Raw genomic sequence first — 23,203 nt, 5'->3', positions numbered from 1 at the left:
TCCGGCGCTACCCGTGGCCGCCGACGTTCGTACCCGCACTGGGGACTGGTAATCCCAGCTCCGAGAGCCGGTCCAGCACCTCGCACAGGGTTCGATACGTCGGCCCGCCAGCTACGAATGGCTCGCTGCCCAAGGGCGGGAACCGGATACCCCGCGCGGCGGCTCGTTCGCGTGCAGTCAGCGACTGCGGCGCGAGTCGGCCCGCATCGACCAGCGTGTAATACGCCGCCGCCTTCCACACACACCGCCCGAGGCGGCAGGCGCGGTGGGCGCGCATCTGCTCGTGCGCCAACTCGATATCGGCGTACCCGCACACCCCCGGCGGTGTCACGATCGTGTTCTCGTCGGACATCACGCCGCCCCCGCCTCGATGGTGACCGGTCGCGCGGTCCGCGCCCAAGTCGTTGCGGGGCATACGGTTTCGAGGTCGAAGTCCTCGCAGACCCGCGCCGGTTGGTTGTCGACGTGGGCCAAGTCGAAGACCACGATCGCCGCCACATCCAGCCCTGCCGCGATACCGAGCGCGTAGCCGATCGGATCGGGAGCATCCTGTGGGGGACGCACGGTGTAAACGTAGTGATAGCCCAGCAATTGGGCATGTTGGGTCACGGCGCTCGCGTGCCGGGGTGCCGCGACTCCGGACACGTCACCGCGTACGAATCCGATAGCCTTCGGCCGACCGGATCGCTCTGTATCTCGTTCTGCCACTTGCCTGTTCGTCATGGCTGCGGAACCTTCGGGTCGCTGGGGTTTGCCGTTTCGGGTGGCGGAGGTTCCTGCGCTCGACCGCCATCCACAGCACACCATCAGTCACCAATCGTGATCGGCAGAAACGAGAACTCACTTCCGATTGCTCTGAAACCCCAGCAGAGGGCTCGGTTCTGCGGTACAACCGGCTCAGTTCCTGATCTGTCGTGACCCGATTTCCAGGAGACCCCCGTGACCAGCCCCGAAGAGGATGGCCCCTCATCGACCCTGCCTCGCCGTCAGCTCGGCCGTTTTCTCCGCGACCGCCGCGAAGCGGCCGGATTCATCATCGCCCAAGCCGCGAAATCGGTCGACCTGTCGAGGGCCGTGCTCCAGCGAATCGAGACCGGACAGATTCAGAAGGTCCGCAAACAGGACGTGCAAGCGCTATGCGAGTTGTACGACGTTGGACCCGAAGACACCAGGGCGGCAGTCGATCTCGCAGTCCAGGCACGGGCCAAGAGTTGGTATCACGTATACGGTGGCCTGTACGGCAATGCCTTCACGATGTACGTCGGACTGGAAGCGGCAGCCCATCGACTGACCACCTACCATGAGCAGACCATCCCGGGTCTGCTGCAGACCGACGACTACGCGCGGGCGATCATCGGCGCGTTCCCCGGATTCACCAGCCCTGATGACGTCGACCGACGTGTTGAACACCGGATGAAACGGCAAGCCCTCGTCACCCGTCGAACGAATCCCGTCCAGATGGATGTTCTGCTGCATGTGTCGGTGCTCTACCGCGTGATCGGCAGCCCAACCACTATCGCCGCGCAGCTGAGGCACCTTGCCGAGATGTCCAAGCAGCCCAACATTACGTTGCGGATACAACCGAATAGTGCAGGTCTGACGTGGGGAATGCCTCGTGGCTCGTTCATCATCATGGACTTCGGTCGAACCGCCAAAGCAGGATCTGTCGAGCCCCCAGTGGTATTCATCGAGGGCGGCGCGGCTCAGGACGTATATCTCGAGAAGCCCGAGGAGGTTCGGCTCTATAGTGAGCTTGCTACGGCCATCCAGGAGACCTGTCTGGGTGAGGTAGAAAGCAGGAACCTGCTGCGGCGGGTGGCGAAGGAGCACGAGCTTGGTGAACGGTGACCTATCCGGGGTGAAATGGTTCAAGAGCAGCCACAGCGAAAGCGCCGCCCAATGCGTCGAAGTGGCATGGCTCGACGGGGGCAAGGTCGGCGTTCGTGACTCGAAGAATCCGACCGGCCCGGCGCTGGTGTTCACCCCCAGCGAGTGGGATGCCTTCACAGCAGGCGCGAAGGACGGTGAGTTCACCCGGCCCACCGCGTAACGCTTTCCCGGCCTACTACGGGCAACGGCCCCGGTCCAAACACGTAATGGATTGGGGCCGTCACCATTTCAGTCCGGGCGGGCATGTCGAGCCCGGCGAACCGATCGAAGCCGCGCTCGCTCGCGAACTTGCCGAAGAACTCGGCACTACCAGTCGGATCGTTGACTTCGCCGGAGTTGTCGAGCATGGGTATACCGACGACGGGACCGCCCACCACGAGATCAACTTGATTTTCAACGCAGAGCTGGACGGCACGCCACAGAGTCAGGAAGAACATCTCGAATTCATCTGGCTACCAACGCATCAGCGCCACGCAACCGACCTGCGCCCTCGCGCACTGAAAGATGTCATCGCCAGCGGCGCTCGATCCGTCTGTGGAACGGCTAACGAGCGAACCCGTTCAAGCCGCCCTCCCGCGCAACCCATCGATTCAGCGACCTCACAGCGCAGCCAACCAACCGCCTGGCTCCTTGAGAATGCGCTGGTGCAGGTGCACCTCGACGTTCCCCTGCATGAGCGCATGGTGATCACTCGGGGAGCTGCGTCACGCTGCGTATCTGCTTGCCCGTCATCGGAGCGGCGGGCTTGCGGCAGAGATCGAAACGGTGAGAAAGCCTCGATCTAGGCCGAGGCGTCTTTGTCGCCGCCGAAGCCGAAGCGTTTGCCGATCTTGGAAACAGTTTCGCCGACTTCGTGACCTACGGCGCTCACCGCCGAGCCCACATCGCGCCCCAGGTTGCGCACGGTGCGGATCAGCGGGTCCTCGGACTGGTCGAAGTTCTGCCGGTAGGTGCGCGCGGCCTCCTTGATCTCATCGCTGATCTTGGTGGTCTTATCGTGTTCGCGGCGCGGGTAGTCGCCGCCGAGCATGCGGTTGTAGTCGCCGGACTGGATCCAGCGGCGCAGTTCCGCGGCCCGCAGCACCGAGAACGGATGGCTCTGCAGTTCCAGATTGAGCAGCTTGAGCACGCCGTCGCGCAGATCGCCGGAGCGCTCGTAGTCATCGGCCTGCTGCAGGAACGCGCCGTGGTTCATCTCCTTGATCCAGGTGCCGCCCGCGGTCTTCATATGCACCCGCACCGACGCCTCCACATCCTGGCCGCACAGCAGCCCGGCGCGGTCGCCGGAGAGTTCGGACTTGCGGCTCCACTCCATCAGCGCGGCCACGATCGCACGCAAGGCCCAGCCGCCCACCGGCATCCAGCCCAGATTGGCCGAGATGCGCAGCAGATGCATGAGCATGGTGCGGTACACCGCGTGCCCGGACAGCGCGTGCCCGAGTTCGTGGCCGACGATGAAGCGCAGCTCCTCGGTGTCCATCAGATCGATCAGTCCGGTGGTCAGCACGATGAACGGCTGGTCCATGCCGATGGTGAAGGCGTTCACTTGCGGGCTCTGCAGCACGAACATCTCGGGTGTGGTGCGCGCGTCCAGGATCTCCATACAGTCCTGACGCAACTGATGCAGCGAGCGGAACTGGCGCTCGTCCACGCGCACCGCGGTGGCGAGGTAGAGCAGCCGATGCTGGCGCTCCTGAAGCAAACCGGACAGGGTACGCAGAATGGTGTCGAACCCGGCGAGTGAGCGCAGCGTCACCAGCGCGGTGCGGTCGGCGGGATGTTCCCACGCGCGAGTGCTGATATCCGGGAACCTGGTGCGCACGCGGTCCGGGCTGGTAGTCATGGGATGAAACCCCCCTCTTCCTGGAACTTTGTCGGTTTTTGCGGCCTGCAAGCGGAGAGCTAGCGTTGATTCGAACTGGTGACCTTTCCTCTGCTACAGTCTGCCCGTGTCTTCGAGTGCCGTCCCGCAGGTCCGCCATGAATTGGCGTTGATCGCTGTCGGCAATCTCGCGGTCGCGGACATTCTCTGTCGCTGATCGGCGCCGGGCACTGCTGTGCACCCATCTTCTCTCTAAACTGGCGCGCAAACTTTTCGCAGCAGTGTCCGAACCCCAACGACCTCTCGGTCGGTAGTCGTGCCGCAGTTCGACTGTCGCGACCCCTAGTCCACGTCGCGGCGGAGCACTTAGGAAAGGTTCCACCCATGTCACCCAGGTCCTTGTTCTTCGGATCTTCCCGATCGCACCGTCGCCCGGTGGTCGCCGCGCTCACCGCGGTCGCTGCCGTCGTGCTCACCGCGTGCGGTGGCGGAGCCAGTGACACCGTGGGCGGTGGTGGGGCCGACGGCAGCGGTGGCACCCTCAACCTCTACGCCTACGCCGTCCCCAAGCCGGGCTTCGACAAGGTCGTCCCCGAATTCAACAAGACCGATAAGGGCAAGAACGTCCAGATCAACGGCTCCTACGGCGCGTCGGGCGATCAGTCCCGCAAGGTCAAGGACGGTGCCGAGGCCGATATCGTCAACTTCTCGGTCGAACCCGATATCACCCGCCTGGTCGACGCCGGTCTGGTCGATCCGAGCTGGAATGCCGACGCCACCAAGGGAATTCCGTTCGGCTCGGTGGTCGCGATCGTCGTGCGCAAGGGCAATCCGAAGGGCATCAAGGACTGGGACGACCTGCTCGAGCCGGGTATCCAGGTGGTCACCCCGAATCCGTTCAGCTCGGGCTCGGCCAAGTGGAATCTGCTCGCCCCGTACGCGGCCAAGAGCGATGGCGGCAAGAACCCGCAGGCGGGTCTGGACTACCTGAGCCAGCTCATCTCCAAGGAGCATGTGCAGGTGCAGCCGAAGTCGGGCCGCGAAGCGACCGAGACCTTCCTGCAGGGCACCGGTGACGTGCTGCTGAGCTACGAGAACGAGGCGATCTTCTCCGAGCGCAATGGCGATGCGATCGAGCACATCGTGCCGCCGACCACCTTCAAGATCGAGAACCCGGTCGCGGTGCTGAAGAACAGCAAGCATCTGGAGCTGGCGAGCGCCTTCCGCGACTTCCTGTTCACCACGGCGGGGCAGAAGGCCTGGGCCTCGGCCGGATTCCGCCCGGTCGACCCGAAGGTGGCCGCCGACTACGCCAAGGACTTCCCGACTCCGCAGAAGCTGTGGACGATCGCCGACCTCGGTGGCTGGAAGACCGTCGACAAGGAGCTGTTCACCCCGAACACCGGAACCGTCGCGGTCATCTACGACAAGGCCACCAAGTAACTCGGTGCGCCGAAATACCCCGCGGCGTGCGCGATCGGCCCTGGAAGAGGCAGCTTGTGAACCACAAAGGGCCTCGCGCGCGCCGCACATCTACACGGGATACTGGACGACTGTGACAGAAAGCAGCAGCACCGGGATCGGGCACGCGCCCGATCCCGGTGGCTTCGAAGACGCGGGGGAATCCGCGCCCAAACCCACGCGCCGAACCTGGTCGTGGCTGCGGGTGACCGGTTCGGTGGGTCCGCTCGGCATCGCCACCGCGGTGCTGTGGCTCAGCATTATCGTGCTGCTACCGCTGGCCGCGCTCACCGTCACCTCCTTCGACAACGGCTGGTCCGGGTTCTGGGATGCCATCACCGCGCCCGCCGCCATCGATTCGCTGCGCATCACCGTTGTCGTCTCGGTGGTGGTCGCGGTCATCAATGTGCTGATGGGCACGCTCATCGCCTGGGTCCTGGTGCGCGACGAGTTCCCGGGCAAGAGCATCGTCAACGCGCTCATCGACCTGCCGTTCGCGCTGCCGACCATCGTCGCCAGCATCGTGCTGCTGTCGCTGTACGGGCCGCAGAGTCCGATCGATATCCACCTCAACGCCACCCAGCCCGGCCTCGTCGTGGCATTGGCGTTCGTCACACTGCCGTTCGTGGTCCGTTCGGTGCAGCCGGTGCTCATCGAGGCCGACCGCGAGGTGGAGCAGGCCGCGCTGTCCCTCGGCGCGGACAACTGGACCACCTTCCGCCGCATCGTCCTGCCGACCCTCGCGCCCGCCATCATCAGCGGCGGCGGTCTCGCCTTCGCCCGCGCCATCGGCGAATACGGTTCGGTGGTGCTGATCGGCGGCGCCATCCCGCGCAAGACCGAGATGGCCTCGCAGTACATCCAGAAGCAGATCGAGATCGACCGGCCGGTGAACGCGGCCGCGGTTTCGGTCGCGCTGCTGGCCATCTCGTTCGCGACCCTGCTGGTGCTGCGGCTGTGGGCCGAGCGCACCGCACGCAAGGAGCAGGAGGCGCGATGAATCTGTCCTGGCCGACCCGTATTTCGCTGCGCACCGTGGCGCTGGGTTACCTGTTCGTGCTGCTGGTGCTGCCGTTGATCATCATTCTGTGGCGCACCTTCGAAAAGGGGATCGGTGCGTTCATCGACTCGATCTCCACACCGGCGGCGATCTCGGCATTCCAGCTGTCGATCCTCATCGTGGCGATCGTGGTCCCGGTGAACGTCATCTTCGGCATCGTCACCGCGATCGCGCTGGTGCGCGGCAAGTTCCCGGGCCGCACGCTGGTGCAGGGCATCGTGGATCTGCCCTTCGCCGTCTCGCCGGTGGTGGTCGGTGTCGCGCTGATCCTGCTGTGGGGTGCGGACGGCTGGTTCGGCGGACTGGAAGACCTCGGCTTCAAGGTGATCTTCAACCTGCCCGGCATGGTGATCGCCACGATCTTCGTCACCTTGCCATTCGTGGTGCGCGAGGTCGAGCCGGTGCTGCACGAGATCGGCGACGATCAGGAGCAGGCCGCGGCCACCCTCGGCGCCTCCCGCTGGCAGACGTTCTGGCGGATCACCCTGCCCGCCATCCGCTGGGGCCTGACCTACGGCGTGGTGCTGACCGTCGCACGTGCGCTCGGCGAATTCGGCGCGGTGATCATGGTGTCCTCGGCGCTGCCGGGCAAATCGCAGACGCTGACCCTGCTCGTACACGGTCGATACATCAACGACCACAACACCTTCGGCGCCTACTCCGCCGCCACCCTGCTGATGGGCCTGGCCCTCGTAGTCCTTCTGTTGATGACCCTCCTCGAACGTAAGCGGGGCACCAAGTGATCACCGTGACCAATGCGAAGAAGAACTACGGTTCCTTCGCCGCCCTGAACGATGTCAGCATCGAGATCCCGTCCGGGGAGCTGACCGCACTGCTCGGCCCGTCGGGTTCGGGCAAATCGACCCTGCTGCGCTCGATCGCGGGCCTGGAATCGCTGGACTCCGGCGTCGTCGCCATCGCGGGCAACGATGTCACGCATGTGCCGCCGCAGAAGCGCGATATCGGCTTCGTATTCCAGCATTACGCCGCGTTCAAGCACATGACCGTGCGCGATAACGTCGCCTTCGGACTCAAGATCCGCAAGCGCCCCAAAAACGAGATCGCCAAGCGCGTCGACGAACTGCTCGGCATCGTCGGCCTCGACGGCTTCCAGCATCGCTATCCGGCCCAGCTCTCCGGCGGCCAGCGCCAGCGCATGGCACTGGCGCGCGCGCTCGCCGTCGACCCGCAGGTGCTGCTGCTCGACGAACCCTTCGGCGCCCTCGACGCCAAGGTGCGCGCCGATCTGCGCACCTGGCTGCGCCGCCTGCACGAGGAGGTCCACGTGACCACCGTGCTGGTCACCCACGACCAGGAGGAGGCGCTCGACGTCGCCGACCGGATCGCGGTGATGAACAAGGGCCGCATCGAACAGGTCGGCAGCCCGGAGGATGTCTACGACCGTCCCGCCAACGAATTCGTCATGTCCTTCCTCGGCGATGTGGCGCGGCTCAACGGACATCTGGTGCGCCCGCACGATATCCGCGTCGGCCGCGATTCGAGCATGGCGCTGGCCAAGGACGAGGGCACGGCGGAATCGGCGGGTGTCACCCGCGCCACCGTGGAACGCGTTGTGCACCTGGGTTTCGAGGTGCGCGTGGAACTGCGCAATGCCGCCACCGGCGATCTGTTCGCCGCCCAGGTGACCCGTGGTGATGCCGAGGCATTGCAGCTCAACGACGGGGAAACCGTCTACGCGCGGGCCACTCGCATTCCGGAACTGCCTGCCGGATAGAGGCGAATTAGGCTCCGTTTTATCGGCCGGATTTCCAAGTGGGCGAAATCCGCGTCCATTTATGGCGTGTCGAAACCGAACTCTGGTTTCAACTTCTCATATCGTGCTGAATGCGAAACACGCGCTAGTGGGTTCCGGTGGGTTATCGGAACGTAATCCGAAGTGAGCCATTCGCAGTGGTCGTCGAACGCGGCCCGGATAAGCGCTATCCGGCCGCCCGATCGCAGCCTGCTCGACCTGCTGTCGGTGGGTCAGGGCTCGCGGCGCAGGTCGTGTGCAGGCGGCGAGGAGTTGATCGATCGCCATGTCAATTCGAAGACAGTTGTTTCCCGCGCTGGCCGCGGCCAGCGCCGCGGTGATCATCCAATCCGGTTGGGCCATAGCCGCACCACCACCCGGAACACCCGCGGTGCGCGCACCGGATGGGCCGCTGATCATCGAGATCCCCATGGACTCGCCCGAAGTGGCCGTGCAGAGCCCGGAATCGGTGGGGAAGCCGATCCCGAACTCCGCTACCGGCCATACCCTCGAGCAGTCGCTGCGATACGGAATCGTGGGTGATCAACTGCATTTCACGCCGAATCCGGAGCAGTGGGATAACGCGCGAATGATTGTCGGGGTGGTCCAGCGCCGCGGCATGCCCGCCTATGCGGCGGTCGTCGCACTGGCCACCGCGCTACAGGAATCGATGCTGCGCAACCTGACCGAGGCCGTCGACCGCGACTCGGTCGGGCTGTTCCAGCAGCGTCCCTCCGCCGGTTGGGGTGGGCCCGAACAGCTCACCGATGCGCGCTACGCGACCGCGCGATTCCTGGACGCATTGCTGGTCAACGCGCCGGATTACCTGGTGATGCCGCTGTGGCAGGCGGCACAGGCCACCCAGCGTTCCGGCGTTCCGATGGCGTACGCGCGGTGGCAGGAACAGGCCGCGCAGATGGTGCTGCGGTTGCTCGGGCCGGAGCAGGGGCCGGTGCGGCGTGCGGCGTCCGCGGCGAGTGCTCAGGCTGTGCTGCGGTGTTGCTGATCAGTCGCCAATGGCCGCAATGGTTTTGACTTCCCGCACCGGAATCGGACATGAATTCCGGTGCGGGGAGTCGGAACTCGTGCGAGTGTGAGATCCGATCGCCGCGCCTCGGACTGCATGGACTGGTCGGTATCGACAAGGCTCACCAACGGTCTGTTGCTGCTGTTCGGCAACCATCGGTCATGGACATGCTGGAGAAGTGTTAGTGCATGTAGAAACGTGTACCGATGGCCGAAATGGCAGAGTTGACATTGGCTGGCAAACACTGGGCGAGCATCGTTGAATTACGGCGCGCCGTAATGGGATCCGATCATGATCGCTTAGCGCACGGCAGCGTTGCGGGTGAGCCGGGTTCGGCGCTTCGCTGTGCAACCTGTGTCAGTACCGGCGGCATGCGGACAATCGGGTGTCCGGTGGTTGGCAGGCGGGTCGCGGAGTGGTTGCCTGAATAGGTTCGAAGCAAATCGGCTCGGCGATCAGAGGATTGCGATGGCGATTGGTCTCGGTTTGAGCATCGGCACGGTGAACACGGTTTCCGCGCTGGCAGAGGAGGGTTCGGCCAAGGCTCCGCCGGGGCGCCGCTCCGCCGCCGAACGCTCACCCGCCATCACCCGTCGCACCACCCTCGCCTTCGACAGCACCGGTATGGCTCGGGTCGGCATGATGCCGAGGCACGGGCGCGCGATCGCCGAATTCGCCGACCTCGGTCAGCCCAAGACCATGCGGGCCAGGGTCGGGCACCGGGCACTGACCGCCGCCGATCTGATCGCGGTCGTCGCGGAGTGTCTGATCACCGAGGCGCGCCGCGATCGCCGGGCGGTCGATGCCGAGGTCACGCTGACGCATCCGGCGGGCTACTCCGCGGGACAGGTGGGGGAGTTGCGCGCGGCATTGGACGCGATCGGCCTGCGACAGGTCGCGCTGGTTGCCGAACCCATCGCGGCGGCGACCTGGCTCGAGGCAGAACGCGGTCCGCTGATGCCGGGCCTGGCCCTGGTCTATGACCTGGGTGGCGCCAACCTCGATATCACCCTGGTGCGCGTCGGCCCGGGTTGTCCGCGCAATCCGATCGTCGGGGTGCCGATCCGTTCCTCGGAATTCGGCGGCCGTGCCTTCGGCGCGCTGGTCGCCGCGCGGGCCGGGAGTGGCGCCGCCGTGGCCTCGGTCTCCAGTGCGGTCACCGGCAGCACCGCCGATGAGTTGCGCACCATCCACATCCGATCCTCGCTGAAGTTGGTGTACCGGTGCCTGCGGATGGCCGATGTGACCATGGCCGATGTGGACTGTGTCCTGGTGGTCGGCGGCGCGGCCCGCCCGGTCGAGGTATCCCAGGTGCTCGCCTGTGAGCTTGCGCGCCCGGTGATCACGGCGCCGGATCCCGAGCGCACCATCGCCGACGGCGCTGCCATCATGGCCCGCCGCGTCGCCGTCGCGGCGGAGGAGGAGGCCGGACATCATCACCGGCGCCGCCATCATGGCGCGCACCGCAGAGCGACGGCACGGGCCCTCCTACTTTCCCGGCGCACCCGGCGCCGCTTGACCCGGGTGGCGATCGCGGCGGGGATGTCGGCCGCTGGGGTGGCGCTCGCGCTGGCGCTCCCCGCCGACACGGTGGTCGCGGGGTTGTCGCAGCTCGGGCTGCGATAGCGGCATCCCCGGCGGCGAGCCGCAGCGTCGCCGGGGATGCCGATCATATGCCAGGTTGACGTAACTTCTCGTAAGTGTAACTATGGGATACAGTAAATAGGTCCCACGAGAAGAGGCAGTGACGACGATGTCCACAGCCGTGACGCCCGCAGTCGATCCCGATCTGGCGAAGGCGCAGGAGTATGCCGCCAAGCTGCTGCTGCTCTCCGAAGGTTCGGTGAACAAGCATTTCGACCCGTTCGAGGACATCGACTGGGACAACCCCGACTTTGCCGCCGATGCCGGAGAAGAGCGCTGGGTCCTGCCGGTCTCCGGTGATGCGCTCGGTCGCCACCCCTGGTACCGGGCGCTGCCGCTCGACCGCAAGATCGCCATCGGCAAGTACCGCCAGGCCAATGTCGCCAAGGTCGGTCTGCAGTTCGAATCCATCCTGATCAGCGGCATGGTGACGCACAGCTTCGGCCTGCCCAATGGCTCGCCCGAATTCCGCTACTGCTCCCACGAGATGATCGAGGAGCACAACCACACCCTGATGTTCCAGGAGATGGTCAACCGGATCGGGATCGATGTCCCCGGTATGGGCCCGCTGGTGCGCAAGTTCAAATACATCGGCGCGCCGGTGGCCGCGCTGTTCCCGAATCTGTTCTTCATGGCCGTACTCGCGGGCGAGGAGCCGATCGACCACATTCAGAAGGCGATTCTGCGTTCGGGCGAGGACGTGCATCCGATCATGCGTGGCGTCATGGCCATCCATGTCGCCGAGGAGGCGCGCCACATCTCCTTCGCGCACGAATTCCTCAAGCAGCACGTGCCCGATGCGAATGCGTTCAACAAGCTGGTGCTCTCGGTCGTCATGCCGATCGTCATGTGGATCCTCGGCCGCTCCATCTACACCCCGCCCCGGTCGTTCTTCCGGGAGTTCGATATCCCGGATAGCGTTCGCAAGGAGCTCTTTTACGGTTCGAAGCAGGCCAAGCAGGAGTTCAGCGACTTCTTCGGCGATGTGCGCACGCTGGCGAACGACATCGGCCTGATGAACCCCGTCGGCAAGGCGGTGTGGAAGCTGCTGAAGATCGACGGCCACACCACTCGCTACCGCTCGGAGCCGTTGCGCACGGCGAAGGCTGGCTGACGTGCCCTACGTCGTCACGCAGTCCTGTTGTAGCGACGCGTCCTGCGTCTACGCCTGCCCGGTCAACTGCATCCATCCCACGCCGGATGAACCGGACTTCCTGACGGCGCAGATGCTGTACGTCGACCCGCAGGCGTGTGTGGACTGCGGTGCCTGCGCCACGGCGTGCCCGGTGGACGCCATCACGTCATCGAAGAAGCTGACCGCTGAACAGCAGCCGTTCATCGAGATCAATGCCGATTTCTATCGCCAGGCGCGCCCGCGCCCGCTGCTCGCGAAGCCGGTGCCCGCGGCCGAGATCCACACCGAGCGCCAGCCGCTGCGGGTGGCGATCATCGGATCGGGGCCATCGGCCATGTACGCGGCCGATGAATTGCTGACCCAGCCCGATGTCACTGTGACGGTCTTCGATCGGCTTCCGGTACCCCATGGGCTGGCCAGGTACGGCGTCGCGCCGGACCATGCCAAGACCAGGCAGGTCAATAAGCTGTTCGACATCATCTCGGCGCAGCCCGGTTTCGGGTCGTACCTGAATGTCGAAGTGGGCAAGCATATTTCGCATACGGAGCTGCTCGCGCACTTCCACGCGGTGATCTACGCGGTCGGTGCGTCCGCGGATCGCAAGCTCGACATTCCCGGCGAGGGGTTGGCGGGCAATGTATCCGCCACCGACTTCGTCGCCTGGTACAACGGACATCCCGATCACGCGGGGCGCACCTTCGATCTGTCACAGCGCCGAGCCGTCATCGTCGGCAATGGCAATGTGGCCCTCGATGTGGCGCGTATCCTGGCCAGTGATCCGGAAGCGTTGGCGGGCACCGATATCGCACCCCATGCGCTGAAGGCCTTGCGGGAGAGCAAGATCGAGGAAGTGATCATCCTCGGCCGCCGTGGTCCGGCCGAATCCGCCTTCACCGTCCCGGAATTCGTCGGTCTGCTCGGTGCCGATGTCGATATCGCCATCGAAGGTGAGCTGCCGGAGCCGACGGAGGGGCTGCCGTACCAGGTCGAGCAGAAGCTGCGGCTGCTGCGCTCCGTAGCGACTGCTTGCAGGTCGCTCGAAAGGGTCAGCGTTTCCGAACGGCCGTTCGGTGCGCGCAAGCGGATCGTCTTCCGGTATCTGGCCGCGCCCACCGAGATTCTCGGCACCGATGCGGTGACCGGTATCGAGGTGAGCCGCAATGCCCTCGTCACCGATCCGGACGGTCGCGTGCGTGCCATCGCGACGGGGGAGACCGAGCGGCTGGCTGCCGGGTTGGTGCTCAGCTCGGTCGGCTATCGCGGTATTGCGTTGCCCGGCTTGCCCTTTGACGAACAGGCCGCCGTTATCCCGAACCTGAACGGCCGCGTGCTCGAGCAGTCCGGCGGTGCGGTGCTGCCGGGTACGTATGTCACGGGCTGGATCAAGCGCGGCCCCACCGGGTTCATCGGTACCAATAAGTCCTGTGCGCAGGAGACGGTTCGGCAGCTGGCCGACGATTTCAACGCCGGGCTGTTGCGCGAACCCGTCGGCGGCGCGACGGACTTCGACCACCTGCTGCGCGGCCGTCGGCCCGCGGTGCTAGCCAGTGGTGCCGTGGTGCGGACCGGCAGGATGCGCCACCTGCTCACCCGCGTCTGAGCGGTCGCGGCGCATTCGCGCCGATGACGCATTGGTGATGCGTAACAGTTCTTGCCCCCCGCCGACATGACATGTGCGAGGTAGGGTCCGAGGGATGATCGGCACCTCGGCTTTCGGCCATGCGATGAGGGCGTGCGCCGCGCCGAGGTGCCGGTTGGCGAATTATCTGGCGGTGAACCCGCCATCGATCGCGAGCGCCGCACCGGTGATGAAGCTGGCCTCATCGCTGAGCAGGTAGGCGCAGAAGGATGCGATCTCCTCCGGCTTGCTGATCCGGCCGAGTGGATGCAGTGCGGCGATGGCGGCCTCGCCCTCGGGTGTCGCACCCATCGAATTGCGGAATGCCGGAGTGTCGACCGCGCCGGAGACCAGCGCGTTCACCCGCACGCCCTGGTCGGCGGCCTCCAGCGCAACCGCACGGGTCAGCCCGACAACACCGTGCTTGGCCGCCACATACGGCGCCACCGAACCCATGCCGACCACGCCCAGGTTCGAGGCGTTGTTGAGAATCGCGCCGCCGCCCGAGGCGACAATGGCCGGAACCTGGTGCCGCAGACCGTAGAACACGCTGGTCAGGTTGAGTTCGAGATCGGCGCGCCAACCCGCCTCGTCGATCTGTGCGATCGAGCCGAAGGCATTGACGGCACCCGCGTTGTTGAAGGCCGCGTCCAACCGCCCGTATTCGGTGAGCGCCGCCTGCGTCAGCCGGGCCACGTCATCCTCGACGGTGACGTCGGTCGGCACGAAGACCGCCCGGCCTCCCGTCGCGCGGATATCGGCCGCGAGCTGTTCACCCGCGTCCTTACCGCGAGCGCCGAGCACCACCGCCGCGCCCTCGCCCGCCGCCCGCAGTGCGACCGCCTTACCGACCCCCGAACTCGCTCCGGTGATCAGCACGACCTTCTCCGCGAAACGTGTAGACATCGTCTTCGTTTTCCCTTCTCGTCCTTGCGATTTCATGCTCGATGAAGTGGCGGGAGTCTCGGCTCGGCCGAGCGCTTCCTCATCGCTCGACCCAGTCAAGTCGTTGGCGGATCGCACTGCTAGCGGAAAATAGTCATTGCCTTTGACGTGTCATGACTGGTGAAGCGGGGGTGGTTGCGCAATGAAATGCATAGAGCTGGCAACAATATGGTTACCGACCAGTTGGTGTGTGTTGTCGCTTCTGCGCGGTTCCGTGGTCGCCCGTTGTGTGAGGCTTTCGTCCGGGTTACTGGGTGGTAGCGGAACCTGGCTTGTTGCAGTGGAATCGGACATTCGGTTGCGAAACGCTGATCGTCGAGGGGGCTGAATTGCGTTTATTCGAGCTATCTAGCTGGGAATTTGAATCGCTGTCAACGGAAGTCGAACGTTTCATATCAATTACGCATCCCATTCGATCCGATAACAGCTAACCTGTGGGAGCTGTTTGGGAAGCGACCGCGGCCACATGGATCTCCTATGTGATGGACGTGGTCTCGGTGCGTTGACGGGATAGCGAATGACTACAGGTCTGGGTTTCAGCATCGGTTCAGTGAACACCGTATCCGCCATGATGACCGGTGAGCGACCATGGTCATCGGTGCGGACCCGCCGCACGGCGGTGACCTTCGATAGCGCGGGCGGCATCCGAATCGGTGGGATCCCCCAATTCACCATGGCGGTAACGGATTTCGCCGATCTGGCGCGTGATCCGGAGTCGATGATCGTGGGCGGTCGGCTCTGGTCGCCCGCGAATCTGGTCGCCGCGGTGGTGAACGGCCTGCTCGAATCGTTCCCGCCGACCGCGGGCGCGGTAGCGGCCTATCCCGCATGTTATTCCGATAAGCAGCTGTCACTGCTGCGACAGGCGCTGAACCTGGCGGGGGCCGCGGATGTGATGCTGATACCCGAACCCGTCGCGGCCGCGGAGTGGCTCGAACACGAGCGCGGGCCGCTGGAGTCGGGTTTCGTGCTGGTCTACGATCTCGGCGGGACCAGCCTCGACGTCTCGATGGTCCGGGTCGGACCGGACTGGGACGACCATCCGATCGTCGGAAAGTCCGTGCGCTCCTACGATTTCGGCGGCCGTCCGCTCGGTTCGATGATCGCGCGATACGCGCAGGTCGCCGCGCCCGGCGATAACGGGTCGATGCTGCAGATGACCTCGATCGTCGATATCGGGGGCCTACGCACCCAGCACATCCGGGATTCCTTCGACGTGATCGGCGAGTGTGTGGATTCGACAGGACGCAGCCTGTCCGATGTCGACTGCATCCTGTTGGTCGGCGGCGCGACCCGTCCCGTCGAGGTCGCGCGCACCATCGCCGAACTCGGGCGTCCCGTGGTGATGTCGACCGATCCGGGCCAGACCGTGGCCGTCGGCGCCGCCGGCTATGCCGCCCGCAGCTTCGCCCCCCTGGTGACGGGCGGCCGGCATCGAGCCCCGAAGGTCGCCGTATTCTCCAGTGCCGCAGTGGCATCCGCGGTGGCGGTATCGGCTGTCACGGTATTCGGCGGACCGACCGTCACGGAGATGCCGTCCCTGATCGACGCCTCCCCGAAGGGCCGGCACCCGATGGACAACCTGCTGTTCGAACCCCATATCGAGGCGCTGACCGATGCCGGCTCCGCGGTGTCCAGGGCCGTCGACTGGGCGAGCAATGCCGTGGGCTTCGGCTACTCGGGTCGGCCGGCCTACGGGATCGCGCCGGTGGGCCTCGTGACAACGATCGGTCCGTCGGTGGCCGAGGCACACGGGGGCAGCCACCAGAATCCGCGAAGTGGGTCGATGCAATCCGGTGGCGGCACCTACGCCAACCCGGCCCAGTTCCTGAACCCGATACCCTTCGTCCAGCCCGTCCCCACGCAGCCCGGCCTGCCCGCGGCTCCCATGCCCATCCCGCGCGTCAGCATTCCGGGATCTGTTCCCGCCCCGAACAATTCGATTCCCGCCGCCCCCGCCTCGCCGCCCACCGGTGGATCGGCGACCCCCGGCACCGCAATCCCAGGCACGCACGTCGGCGACACCCCGATCTCCGGCAGTCCCGCGCCAGGCCTCCCGCCGGGCGAAACCCCTTCCGGAACAGGGACTTCAGGTGGAACCTCCGCGGAGGGCAGCTGGTCCGGCACCGCATCGGGCGATACATCCGGAAGTACCTGGGGCGGTACGTCGTCAGGCGGTACGACATCGGGTACATCCACGAACGGTTCGACCAGTGGTACCTCCGGCTCGACCAGCAGCGATACGTCAGGTGATTCGACGAGTGGAAGCACATCGGATAGCTCCACAAGCGGCACCGGTGGTGGGATCGGGGGCAGTACCTCGGGCTCGAATGGCGGTCATTCCTCGGGCGGTTCGGACAGCGGTGGTACGTCGGGCTCGAATGGCGGTCATTCCTCGGGCGGTTCGGACAGCGGTGGTACGTCGGGCTCGAATGGCGGTCATTCCTCGGGCGGTTCGGACAGCGGTGGTACGTCGGGCTCGAATGGCGGTCATTCCTCGGGCGGTTCGGACAGCGGTGGTACGTCGGGCTCGAATGGCGGTCATTCCTCGGGCGGTTCGGACAGCGGTGGTACGTCGGGCTCGAATGGCGGTCATTCCTCGGGCGGCTCGAACAGCGGCGATACTTTCGGCGGTTCGGACGGCGGTCATTCCGTGGGCGGTTCGAATAGCGGCGGTACTTTTGGCGGTTCGGACGGCGGTCATTCCTTGGACGGCTCGAACAGCGGCGGCACCCCAGGCGGTTCAACCAGTGGCGGCGGCATGCCAGGCGGCTCAACCGGGGGTAGGTCTCCCGGTAACAGCTCATCCGGCGGCAGGAACCCTGGTGGCAGCTTGTCGGGCGGTTCCGCCTCGGGCGGCTTCGGCGGCGGCGGAGCCCACATCGGCGGCGGCGGTGCTCACATCGGCGGCGGAGCCCACAGGTAATTCGTCGCCGTCACCTCCCGCCCGACCGAAGCGCTCCCCGCGGCGACGTAGTCATCTCAACTCCGGCAGTTCCGGATTACGGTCCGCGGCCCACCGGCCACCCGCGACGCGCGCTGTGCGAATGCGCCCGCAACGGTGCTGGACATGTTGCGTGCGCACGTCGACGCGCGGCCCGATGCCGCGAAGGCCGCCGGATGACCAGCCCAGTCATCGAAATCGAGCGTTCGCGCAATCCTTTTCAGCAATCGGCTGTGACCAGAGACGCGAGCGGTAGTGGGGCAGCGGAGTCCACAGCGGTGGATCCCGCGGAGCCCATACGTAGTCGCATCAATTCCGGCGGCTCCGGGCAGTGCGGCGGTGGAGCCCGCATCGGCGGAAGCGGCAGAGCCCAAAGCCAATTCGCCGCCCTCACCTCCGGACCCCGCGACCCTTGTGCCCCGCACACTCGACTTGGTCACCCCGCCTCCATCGCCTGCCACCCCAACATGGACATGCGATCACCATGCGCTGATGCAGTAAACGTCGGGAGCGCACCTGCATCAAGCATTCTCGGTGGTTCGGGGGTTTTGGTTTGTGTGACAGGGGGTGTTATGGGGATGCACAATGGGTTGGTGGTTGATGGGGGTCCTCGGCTCATTGCGTTGGATATTGATGGGACGTTGCTGGTGCCGGGGGCGGCGGTCAGTGCGCGGGTGGTTGATGCTGTGCGGGCTGCGGTGGTGGCGGGGGTGCATGTGGTTGTGACTACGGGGCGGACGTTGATGACGACACGTCCGGTGCTGGAAGAGTTGGGGTTGGTCGACGGACATGCGTTGTGCTCCAACGGTGCGGTGCATATCGATGTGGCGAAGGGGGAGCCGGTGGCCGTGCAGGCCTTCGATCCGGGGCCTGCCGTTGCCGCCTTGCGTGCGCTGTTTCCGGAGATGATCTTCGCGGTGGAGAAGGTCGGTGTCGGCACCTGGGCCACCGGGGTCAGTCCTGGCGAATTCTCCATCGGTGAATACGTTCTCGTCGATGACGGTGCGCTGAGCAGTGAGCCGACCCCGCGACTCAACGGCTGGTGGCCCGAGGGCTCCCTCGAGGAGATGCAGCGCCTGCTCGCCCAACTGCACGTACCCGGCGCGAGCTGGGTACACGGCGAATTCGGCCCATGGCTCACCGTTTCGCGGCGCGGTGTCTCCAAGGGATGGGCACTGGAGCGTCTACGCACCGCACTCTGCATCCCCCGCGCCGCCACCCTCGCCATCGGCGACGGCTACAACGACCGCGAAATGTTCCACTGGGCAGGCCATTCCGTAGCAATGGCAAACGCCCCACACGAAGTCCGCGACTGGGCAGACGAAGTAGCCGACGACGTAACCGACGACGGCGTAGCCAAAATCCTGGAACGCTGGTTCACCCCCTAACCCACCCCCAACCTGGACAGTCGCTCACCATGCGCTGGTGCTGGTAAACGTCGAGAGTGCACTGCACCAGAGCATTCTCGAGCGCTGGGGGTAGGTGCGAGTGGCGCTGACGTGGGCGGCGGGGTGGGTCTGCGTCAGCGCATTTCGCGGCAATGTGAGCTTCGGGGGCGCGGAGGGTCTAAGCGGGTTGGGTCTTGGCCAAGATGTCGAGGTAATGGGGGTTTTGCATGATGCCGAGGATGTTGCCGAAGGGGTCTATCACCGATGCGGTGATGAAGTCTCCGTCGCCGCGGGGGGTGATCGGGTCGTACTCTTTGGCCCCGAGTGCCAGGAGGCGGTCGAAAGTTGTCCGGAGGTTGTCGACGTGCCAGTGGAGGATGGCGCCGCCGGGGTGATTCTGGGCGCCGGCGGGGGCGAATTTGCGGTTGATGATTCCGAGTTCGTGTTGGTAGTCGCCGATGCGGAATTCGTAGTAGGCGCCGGGGACGGCGTAGTAGGGCTCGACGCCGAGTACCTCGGTGTACCAGGTCTTCGCGGCCTCGAGGTCGTCGGCATAGAACGAAACGGTGGCCATTCCTCGCAACATCTCGGTCTCCTCTGATCGGGTCTTGTTTGCCTTGTGCGATCCATCATTGCGTCCAAAGTGCTCAACGAATGAGCACTTTTTTCGGCAGAATTGTTCGCATGCGAGCGGACCGATTGGTGGCGACCCTGTTATTGATGCAGACGCGGAGACGGGTGACGGCCGCCGAGATCGCCGCCGAACTCGAGGTCTCGGTCGCGACCGCGCGCCGCGACCTGGAGGCGCTATCGGCCGCGGGTGTTCCGGTCTATCCGCAGCCGGGGCGAGGTGGTGGCTGGTCGCTGGTCGGTGGCGCGCGCACCGATCTCAGTGGGCTGACCGAACCGGAGGCCCGGGCGCTGTTCCTGCTGGCCGGACCGTCCGCGAGTGCGGTGCCCGAGGTGAAGTCGGCATTGCGAAAGCTGGTGCGGGCCTTGCCGCACACCTTCCGAACCGATGCCGCGGCCGCGGCTGATGCGGTGGTCATCGATCCCGCGCGCTGGGGTGAGCATGATCAGCAGCGGCCGAAACTCGTCGAGATGCTGCAGCGCGCGGTCGTCGAACGGCGCAGGGTGCGTATGGAGTACGAGCGGGCGGGGGAGCGCAGCCAGCGCATCGTCGACCCGTGGGGCCTGGTCGACAAGGATGGCGTCTGGTACCTCGTCGCTGGCACCGATCGCGGTCGTCGCACCTTCCGCGTCGACCGCATCGTCGGTGCCGCGATCATCGATGAAATCGCCCACCGTCCAACGGATTTCGATCTGTCGACCGCATGGGAGGAGGTGGTCGGCGAGGTCGAGCAACGTCGCGCCGCGACCTGCGCCACCGCACTCATCGCGCCACGACTCCTGCCGATTCTGCGCAAGCAGCAGGGCCGACACTGCGAGGTGGACGGTCCGGTCGCCGACGGTCGCGTGCAGGTCCGCGTGACCGCTCCGACGCCGCGCATGATCGCCCAGCAATTGGCGGGCTGGGGCGCCGACATCGAGGTGCTCGCGCCGCGATCGGTCCAGGCGGAGCTCGCCGTTCTCGGGGCGGAACTGGTCGAACGATATGGCGGGTGACGCGCGACGGATCGAGCTTGCAGATCGATTCGTGCACGGCGAATGATCACCGTGCGAGCCTCCTTGCTAACACATGAACAGTCCGCTATGAACTGGGATCGGCTGGTTCCCGATGAATCGGCCGGTCGATTCATAGGCCGTTCGAGTGATTCGGGATCAGGGAGGAGTGGGTATACATATGGTCCGTCGGACCTTCGAGAACGCAGGCCGCAAGATGATCGCCGGAATGCTGCCGCTGGCAATGGCGGTCGCACTCGCCGGGGTGGCTTCGGCCGACCCGGGAACCGCCCCTGCGCAACAGGCACCGGCCGCGGTAGTGCGGCTGGTCTCGGAGTCGGCTCCGGTCCTCGAGCCGATCGCGGCGGGGATCCCGCTGAAGGACGTCGCAACCAACCCGGATGCGGAGAACAACGATCCGCTGGCCAACGGAGCCGCCGCGGGCGCGCTCGCGGGCGCTGTCGGTTCGGGAGTTCTCGGTGCTGCCGCTTGCCTGCCCGGATTGTTCATGGTGGTTCCGTGCGGTATCACCAGTGCGATCGTCGGTGCGCTGTGGGGCACCGTCATGGGCCTCCTGGTCGGCGTCTTCGATCCGAATGCGGTGCCGCAGGTGCTGCCTTGATCGGGGTCTATTAGGGATTCGGCGATTGCGAACGAACACCGCCGGGCCGCGCCCCGAGCACATCTGCTCGGAGGCGGCCCGGTGTCGGTCAGTGTGCCGGTTCTCGCGTAGGCAGACGTTCGGCCAGCGCACGGACCATCTCGGTGGCCACCACCGCATGTCCGCTCATCGCGAAGTGAATGAGGTCCTCGCTCATGACCTCGGGGCGCAGTCGCAGCGGATGGTCCCAGAACTCCACCAGGATCGCGTCATAGCGCACGGCCAGTTCGCGCACGATGTCATTGAGCGTCGACATTCGTTCCCGCATCGGCCGCATCGGCGCCATCCGCTCCACTTCCCACACATCGGCGAGGGTGAAGGTGCTGATCTGGGCCCCGCCGCGGGCCAATGCGGCGAACAGCGCGTCGAGATTGGCGCGCAGCTCGTCGAGGCTGCCGCCCGGTACGAACAGATCGTTTCCGCCGCAGCTCAGATGCACCAGGTCCGGTGCGAATTCGAGCACGAGTGGCAGTTGGTCGGCGAGTACCTGCGCGGATGTCGCGCCGATGCGGCCGGTATTCAGATATGCCAGTTCGGGATTCGTCGCCCTCAGCACGCCGGCGATGCGATCGGCCCACCCGACGGTGTCATAGCCGGGACTCGGGTCGCCGACGCCCTGGGCGATCGAATCCCCCAGCACCGCATAGCGCTGCCATGGGGCATCGGCAAGTAGCTCGCGTGCCGCTGCGGTCGACAGCAGCATCGGATCATTGGCTTCGGTACGAATATCGTTGTGCGTCAAGATAACTCCTAGGTCTGGCTGGGAACGGCGACGGGAGCCGCGATGCGCGCCGGAATGGCCATCACCACCGCGGCCACGACACCGATGCCCGCACAGACGGCGAACAGCGTGTGGAAGGCGGTCAGCGCATCGTCGGCATTGGCGGCGAATACCGCGGCAAGTACCGCGACACCGAGCGCGCCGCCCACCTGCCTTGCGGTCAAATTCATTCCGATACCCGCCGCAAAGCGTTGCGGCGGAAGCGAACTCGCGGCCGCTGTACCGAGGACGGTCACGACGATGCCGACGCCACCGCCGCCGAGCAGTCCGGCGGGCACCCAGGCCGACCACAGAGCCGGTGTCGCGCCGAAGGAACCGGTGCTCATCCAGACGGTGGTGCCGGTGTACATCAGCGCGCCGAGCACGCCGAACCAGCGCCGGGTGGTCGGTGCCGTGATGCGTCCGGCGACGGTCGCGGTCACCATCGAGGACACCGCCCCCACGGTCAGCGCGGCCGCCGAGCCGAGCACCGAATACTGCCAGATCGCATCGAGGAACAGCGGACCGGCGAGCAGCCAGGCGAACATGGTCGCGCCGAAGACGAATGAGGCGGCATTGGCCAGCGCATAGGGCCTGCTCTGCCACAGTTCGACCGCGATGGCCGGATTGTGGTGGCGCGCCGAACGCAGCAGCGCCGCCAGAATCAGCAGTGCGCCGACGCCGAGTGCGGCGAGCGTGCCGGGCGCGGCCCAGCCCCACTGCTGGCCCTCGGTGACACCGGCGACCAGACCGCCGAGGCCGAGGGCGATGGCGACGGTGCCGAGCGGGTCGGGCAGCGCACTGCCCGGCTGTCGGGTATCGGGCACCGGAATACTCAGCCCCGGTGCGATCAGCACGATCGCCACCGGAATATTGATCACGAATACCGCCCGCCAGCCGAACGCCTCGACCAGCGCACCACCGATCGCCGGACCCACCACGGCGGCGAAACCGCCTGCGGCGGACCAGGCTCCGATGGCCGCGCCGATTTTCTCGCGCGGCGTGACGCTGAGCACCAGTCCCAGCGCGGACGGCACCATCAGTGCCGCCGTCGCACCTTGCAGCAGACGACCGGCGATGAGCCAACCCGCCGTGGGGGCGAGCCCGCACAGCAGGGAGGTCAGCGCGAAACCGGCCAGTGCGATCAGGAACAGCCTGCGCCGTCCGAGGGTGTCGGCGAACCGACCCGCCGGGGTGAGCAGGGCCGCGAAGGCGATGGCATATCCGCTGACGACCCAGGTGAGCGTGGTCGTCGCGGTATCGGGGAAGTCGCGCGCGATGGAGGGAAAGGCGATGTTGACGACGGAGAGGTCGAGAAAGGCGATAAACGCGGCACCGCAGGCGATTACGAGCGTTCGCACGGCGGCTTTCGCGGTCGGCGGACTATCGGTCCGCGTGGACACTTCGGTCATGGGGAGATCCTTCGGCAGGAGCGGCAAACAAAGCGTACGATCGTTCGTGCAATTAACGTA

Annotated in this window: 23 protein-coding genes; 16 read left to right on the top strand and 7 right to left on the bottom strand. The window is 65.8% G+C overall.

What is annotated here, in order from left to right; translation table 11 throughout:
* Positions 1–7: 7 nt before the first annotated feature.
* Positions 8–352 (bottom strand): hypothetical protein, encoded by a 345-nt coding sequence (locus ACQP0C_RS32330; RefSeq protein ID WP_433726147.1) that lies wholly within the window; start codon positions 350–352, stop codon positions 8–10.
* A complete protein-coding gene (locus ACQP0C_RS32325; RefSeq protein WP_433726145.1) occupies positions 352–723 on the bottom strand; it encodes a hypothetical protein in 372 nt (123 codons plus the stop codon). The genes ACQP0C_RS32330 and ACQP0C_RS32325 overlap by 1 nt, the downstream gene beginning before the upstream one ends.
* 216 nt (positions 724–939) lie before the next feature.
* On the opposite strand from ACQP0C_RS32325, the gene ACQP0C_RS32320 reads away from it, so the two are divergent.
* The 3 genes from ACQP0C_RS32320 to ACQP0C_RS32310 are packed head-to-tail and all read left to right on the top strand — an operon-like array spanning position 940 to position 2,675.
* Positions 940–1,848 (top strand): helix-turn-helix domain-containing protein, encoded by a 909-nt coding sequence (locus ACQP0C_RS32320; RefSeq protein WP_433726143.1) that lies wholly within the window; start codon positions 940–942, stop codon positions 1,846–1,848.
* The gene (locus ACQP0C_RS32315) at positions 1,838–2,050 is read left to right on the top strand and encodes a DUF397 domain-containing protein (protein ID WP_433726141.1); all 213 of its coding nucleotides are present in this window, start codon (positions 1,838–1,840) and stop codon (positions 2,048–2,050) included. Before ACQP0C_RS32320 ends, ACQP0C_RS32315 begins: the two co-directional genes overlap by 11 nt.
* Before the next feature lie 46 nt (positions 2,051–2,096).
* Complete coding sequence (locus tag ACQP0C_RS32310; protein WP_433726139.1) at positions 2,097–2,675, top strand: NUDIX domain-containing protein; 579 nt, start codon at positions 2,097–2,099, stop codon at positions 2,673–2,675.
* Here the strand turns inward: ACQP0C_RS32310 and ACQP0C_RS32305 are convergent.
* Positions 2,672–3,733 (bottom strand): M48 family metallopeptidase, encoded by a 1,062-nt coding sequence (locus ACQP0C_RS32305; RefSeq protein ID WP_433726137.1) that lies wholly within the window; start codon positions 3,731–3,733, stop codon positions 2,672–2,674. The two genes, ACQP0C_RS32310 and ACQP0C_RS32305, sit on opposite strands and share 4 nt — an antisense overlap.
* Positions 3,734–3,839: 106 nt before the next feature.
* Here ACQP0C_RS32305 and ACQP0C_RS32300 point away from each other — a divergent pair, with 106 nt between their 5' ends.
* The 9 genes from ACQP0C_RS32300 (at position 3,840) to ACQP0C_RS32260 (ending at position 13,392) form a co-directional block, all read left to right on the top strand.
* A complete protein-coding gene (locus ACQP0C_RS32300; RefSeq protein ID WP_309546086.1) occupies positions 3,840–3,929 on the top strand; it encodes an Ms4533A family Cys-rich leader peptide in 90 nt (29 codons plus the stop codon).
* A 167-nt stretch (positions 3,930–4,096) separates the two neighbouring features.
* Positions 4,097–5,155, top strand: coding sequence for a sulfate ABC transporter substrate-binding protein (locus ACQP0C_RS32295; protein ID WP_433726135.1), 1,059 nt, complete (start codon positions 4,097–4,099; stop codon positions 5,153–5,155).
* Positions 5,156–5,372: 217 nt separating this feature from the next.
* Complete coding sequence (gene cysT, locus ACQP0C_RS32290) at positions 5,373–6,173, top strand: sulfate ABC transporter permease subunit CysT (RefSeq protein ID WP_433685848.1); 801 nt, start codon at positions 5,373–5,375, stop codon at positions 6,171–6,173.
* On the top strand, positions 6,170–6,976 hold the full coding sequence (cysW, locus tag ACQP0C_RS32285; protein WP_433726133.1) for a sulfate ABC transporter permease subunit CysW: 807 nt from the start codon (positions 6,170–6,172) through the stop codon (positions 6,974–6,976). The genes cysT and cysW overlap by 4 nt, the downstream gene beginning before the upstream one ends.
* Positions 6,973–7,968, top strand: a complete 996-nt coding sequence (locus ACQP0C_RS32280) for a sulfate/molybdate ABC transporter ATP-binding protein (RefSeq protein WP_433726131.1) — start codon at positions 6,973–6,975, stop codon at positions 7,966–7,968. The genes cysW and ACQP0C_RS32280 overlap by 4 nt, the downstream gene beginning before the upstream one ends.
* 304 nt (positions 7,969–8,272) lie before the next feature.
* Entirely contained in the window at positions 8,273–8,992 is a 720-nt protein-coding gene (locus ACQP0C_RS32275) for a hypothetical protein (protein ID WP_433726129.1), read from the top strand.
* A gap of 489 nt (positions 8,993–9,481) precedes the next feature.
* Entirely contained in the window at positions 9,482–10,639 is a 1,158-nt protein-coding gene (locus ACQP0C_RS32270; protein WP_433726127.1) for an Hsp70 family protein, read from the top strand.
* 127 nt (positions 10,640–10,766) lie between these two features.
* The gene (locus tag ACQP0C_RS32265; RefSeq protein ID WP_433726125.1) at positions 10,767–11,771 is read left to right on the top strand and encodes an AurF N-oxygenase family protein; all 1,005 of its coding nucleotides are present in this window, start codon (positions 10,767–10,769) and stop codon (positions 11,769–11,771) included.
* A gap of 1 nt (position 11,772) precedes the next feature.
* Positions 11,773–13,392 carry an FAD-dependent oxidoreductase gene (locus ACQP0C_RS32260; protein WP_433726123.1) on the top strand — a complete coding sequence of 540 codons (1,620 nt, stop codon included), beginning with the start codon at positions 11,773–11,775 and terminating at the stop codon, positions 13,390–13,392.
* Positions 13,393–13,554: 162 nt separating this feature from the next.
* On the opposite strand, the gene ACQP0C_RS32255 is transcribed toward ACQP0C_RS32260, so the two are convergent.
* Positions 13,555–14,316 (bottom strand): SDR family NAD(P)-dependent oxidoreductase, encoded by a 762-nt coding sequence (locus ACQP0C_RS32255; RefSeq protein WP_433726121.1) that lies wholly within the window; start codon positions 14,314–14,316, stop codon positions 13,555–13,557.
* Between the two features lie 589 nt (positions 14,317–14,905).
* Between ACQP0C_RS32255 and ACQP0C_RS32250 the strand changes: the two genes are divergently transcribed.
* Together ACQP0C_RS32250 and ACQP0C_RS32245 are read left to right on the top strand one after the other, a co-directional pair.
* Positions 14,906–17,281, top strand: coding sequence for an Hsp70 family protein (locus tag ACQP0C_RS32250; RefSeq protein WP_433726119.1), 2,376 nt, complete (start codon positions 14,906–14,908; stop codon positions 17,279–17,281).
* A 590-nt stretch (positions 17,282–17,871) separates the two neighbouring features.
* On the top strand, positions 17,872–18,687 hold the full coding sequence (locus ACQP0C_RS32245) for an HAD family hydrolase (RefSeq protein ID WP_433726117.1): 816 nt from the start codon (positions 17,872–17,874) through the stop codon (positions 18,685–18,687).
* Between the two features lie 178 nt (positions 18,688–18,865).
* Here ACQP0C_RS32245 and ACQP0C_RS32240 read toward each other — a convergent pair whose 3' ends face one another.
* Positions 18,866–19,273, bottom strand: a complete 408-nt coding sequence (locus ACQP0C_RS32240; RefSeq protein ID WP_433726115.1) for a VOC family protein — start codon at positions 19,271–19,273, stop codon at positions 18,866–18,868.
* A 98-nt stretch (positions 19,274–19,371) separates the two neighbouring features.
* On the opposite strand from ACQP0C_RS32240, the gene ACQP0C_RS32235 reads away from it, so the two are divergent.
* Entirely contained in the window at positions 19,372–20,313 is a 942-nt protein-coding gene (locus ACQP0C_RS32235) for a helix-turn-helix transcriptional regulator (RefSeq protein WP_433726113.1), read from the top strand.
* Between the two features lie 178 nt (positions 20,314–20,491).
* The gene (locus ACQP0C_RS32230) at positions 20,492–20,932 is read left to right on the top strand and encodes a hypothetical protein (RefSeq protein WP_433726111.1); all 441 of its coding nucleotides are present in this window, start codon (positions 20,492–20,494) and stop codon (positions 20,930–20,932) included.
* Positions 20,933–21,020: 88 nt separating this feature from the next.
* Here the strand turns inward: ACQP0C_RS32230 and ACQP0C_RS32225 are convergent, their stop codons facing one another.
* Together ACQP0C_RS32225 and ACQP0C_RS32220 are read right to left on the bottom strand one after the other, a co-directional pair.
* Positions 21,021–21,713 (bottom strand): SGNH/GDSL hydrolase family protein, encoded by a 693-nt coding sequence (locus ACQP0C_RS32225; RefSeq protein WP_433726109.1) that lies wholly within the window; start codon positions 21,711–21,713, stop codon positions 21,021–21,023.
* 8 nt (positions 21,714–21,721) lie between these two features.
* Positions 21,722–23,143, bottom strand: coding sequence for an MFS transporter (locus tag ACQP0C_RS32220; protein WP_433726107.1), 1,422 nt, complete (start codon positions 23,141–23,143; stop codon positions 21,722–21,724).
* Between the last annotated feature and the right edge of the window lie 60 nt (positions 23,144–23,203).

The organism is Nocardia sp. CA-129566 (assembly GCF_050956075.1).
Taxonomy (GTDB): Bacteria; Actinomycetota; Actinomycetes; order Mycobacteriales; family Mycobacteriaceae; genus Nocardia.
This window is presented reverse-complemented; position numbering and strand designations above follow the sequence as displayed.

Bases quoted from the DNA above. Each gene is read 5' to 3' on its own strand.
- ACQP0C_RS32240 (WP_433726115.1), bottom strand. From the start codon at position 19,273: ATGTTGCGAGGAATGGCCACCGTTTCGTTCTATGCCGACGACCTCGAG.
- ACQP0C_RS32255 (WP_433726121.1), bottom strand. From the start codon at position 14,316: ATGTCTACACGTTTCGCGGAGAAGGTCGTGCTGATCACCGGAGCGAGT.
- ACQP0C_RS32270 (WP_433726127.1), top strand. From the start codon at position 9,482: ATGGCGATTGGTCTCGGTTTGAGCATCGGCACGGTGAACACGGTTTCC.
- ACQP0C_RS32265 (WP_433726125.1), top strand. From the start codon at position 10,767: ATGTCCACAGCCGTGACGCCCGCAGTCGATCCCGATCTGGCGAAGGCG.
- cysW (WP_433726133.1), top strand. From the start codon at position 6,170: ATGAATCTGTCCTGGCCGACCCGTATTTCGCTGCGCACCGTGGCGCTG.
- ACQP0C_RS32330 (WP_433726147.1), bottom strand. From the start codon at position 352: ATGTCCGACGAGAACACGATCGTGACACCGCCGGGGGTGTGCGGGTAC.
- ACQP0C_RS32325 (WP_433726145.1), bottom strand. From the start codon at position 723: ATGACGAACAGGCAAGTGGCAGAACGAGATACAGAGCGATCCGGTCGG.
- ACQP0C_RS32275 (WP_433726129.1), top strand. From the start codon at position 8,273: ATGTCAATTCGAAGACAGTTGTTTCCCGCGCTGGCCGCGGCCAGCGCC.
- ACQP0C_RS32305 (WP_433726137.1), bottom strand. From the start codon at position 3,733: ATGACTACCAGCCCGGACCGCGTGCGCACCAGGTTCCCGGATATCAGC.
- ACQP0C_RS32310 (WP_433726139.1), top strand. From the start codon at position 2,097: ATGGATTGGGGCCGTCACCATTTCAGTCCGGGCGGGCATGTCGAGCCC.
- ACQP0C_RS32245 (WP_433726117.1), top strand. From the start codon at position 17,872: ATGGGGATGCACAATGGGTTGGTGGTTGATGGGGGTCCTCGGCTCATT.
- ACQP0C_RS32295 (WP_433726135.1), top strand. From the start codon at position 4,097: ATGTCACCCAGGTCCTTGTTCTTCGGATCTTCCCGATCGCACCGTCGC.
- ACQP0C_RS32230 (WP_433726111.1), top strand. From the start codon at position 20,492: ATGGTCCGTCGGACCTTCGAGAACGCAGGCCGCAAGATGATCGCCGGA.
- ACQP0C_RS32220 (WP_433726107.1), bottom strand. From the start codon at position 23,143: ATGACCGAAGTGTCCACGCGGACCGATAGTCCGCCGACCGCGAAAGCC.
- ACQP0C_RS32235 (WP_433726113.1), top strand. From the start codon at position 19,372: ATGCGAGCGGACCGATTGGTGGCGACCCTGTTATTGATGCAGACGCGG.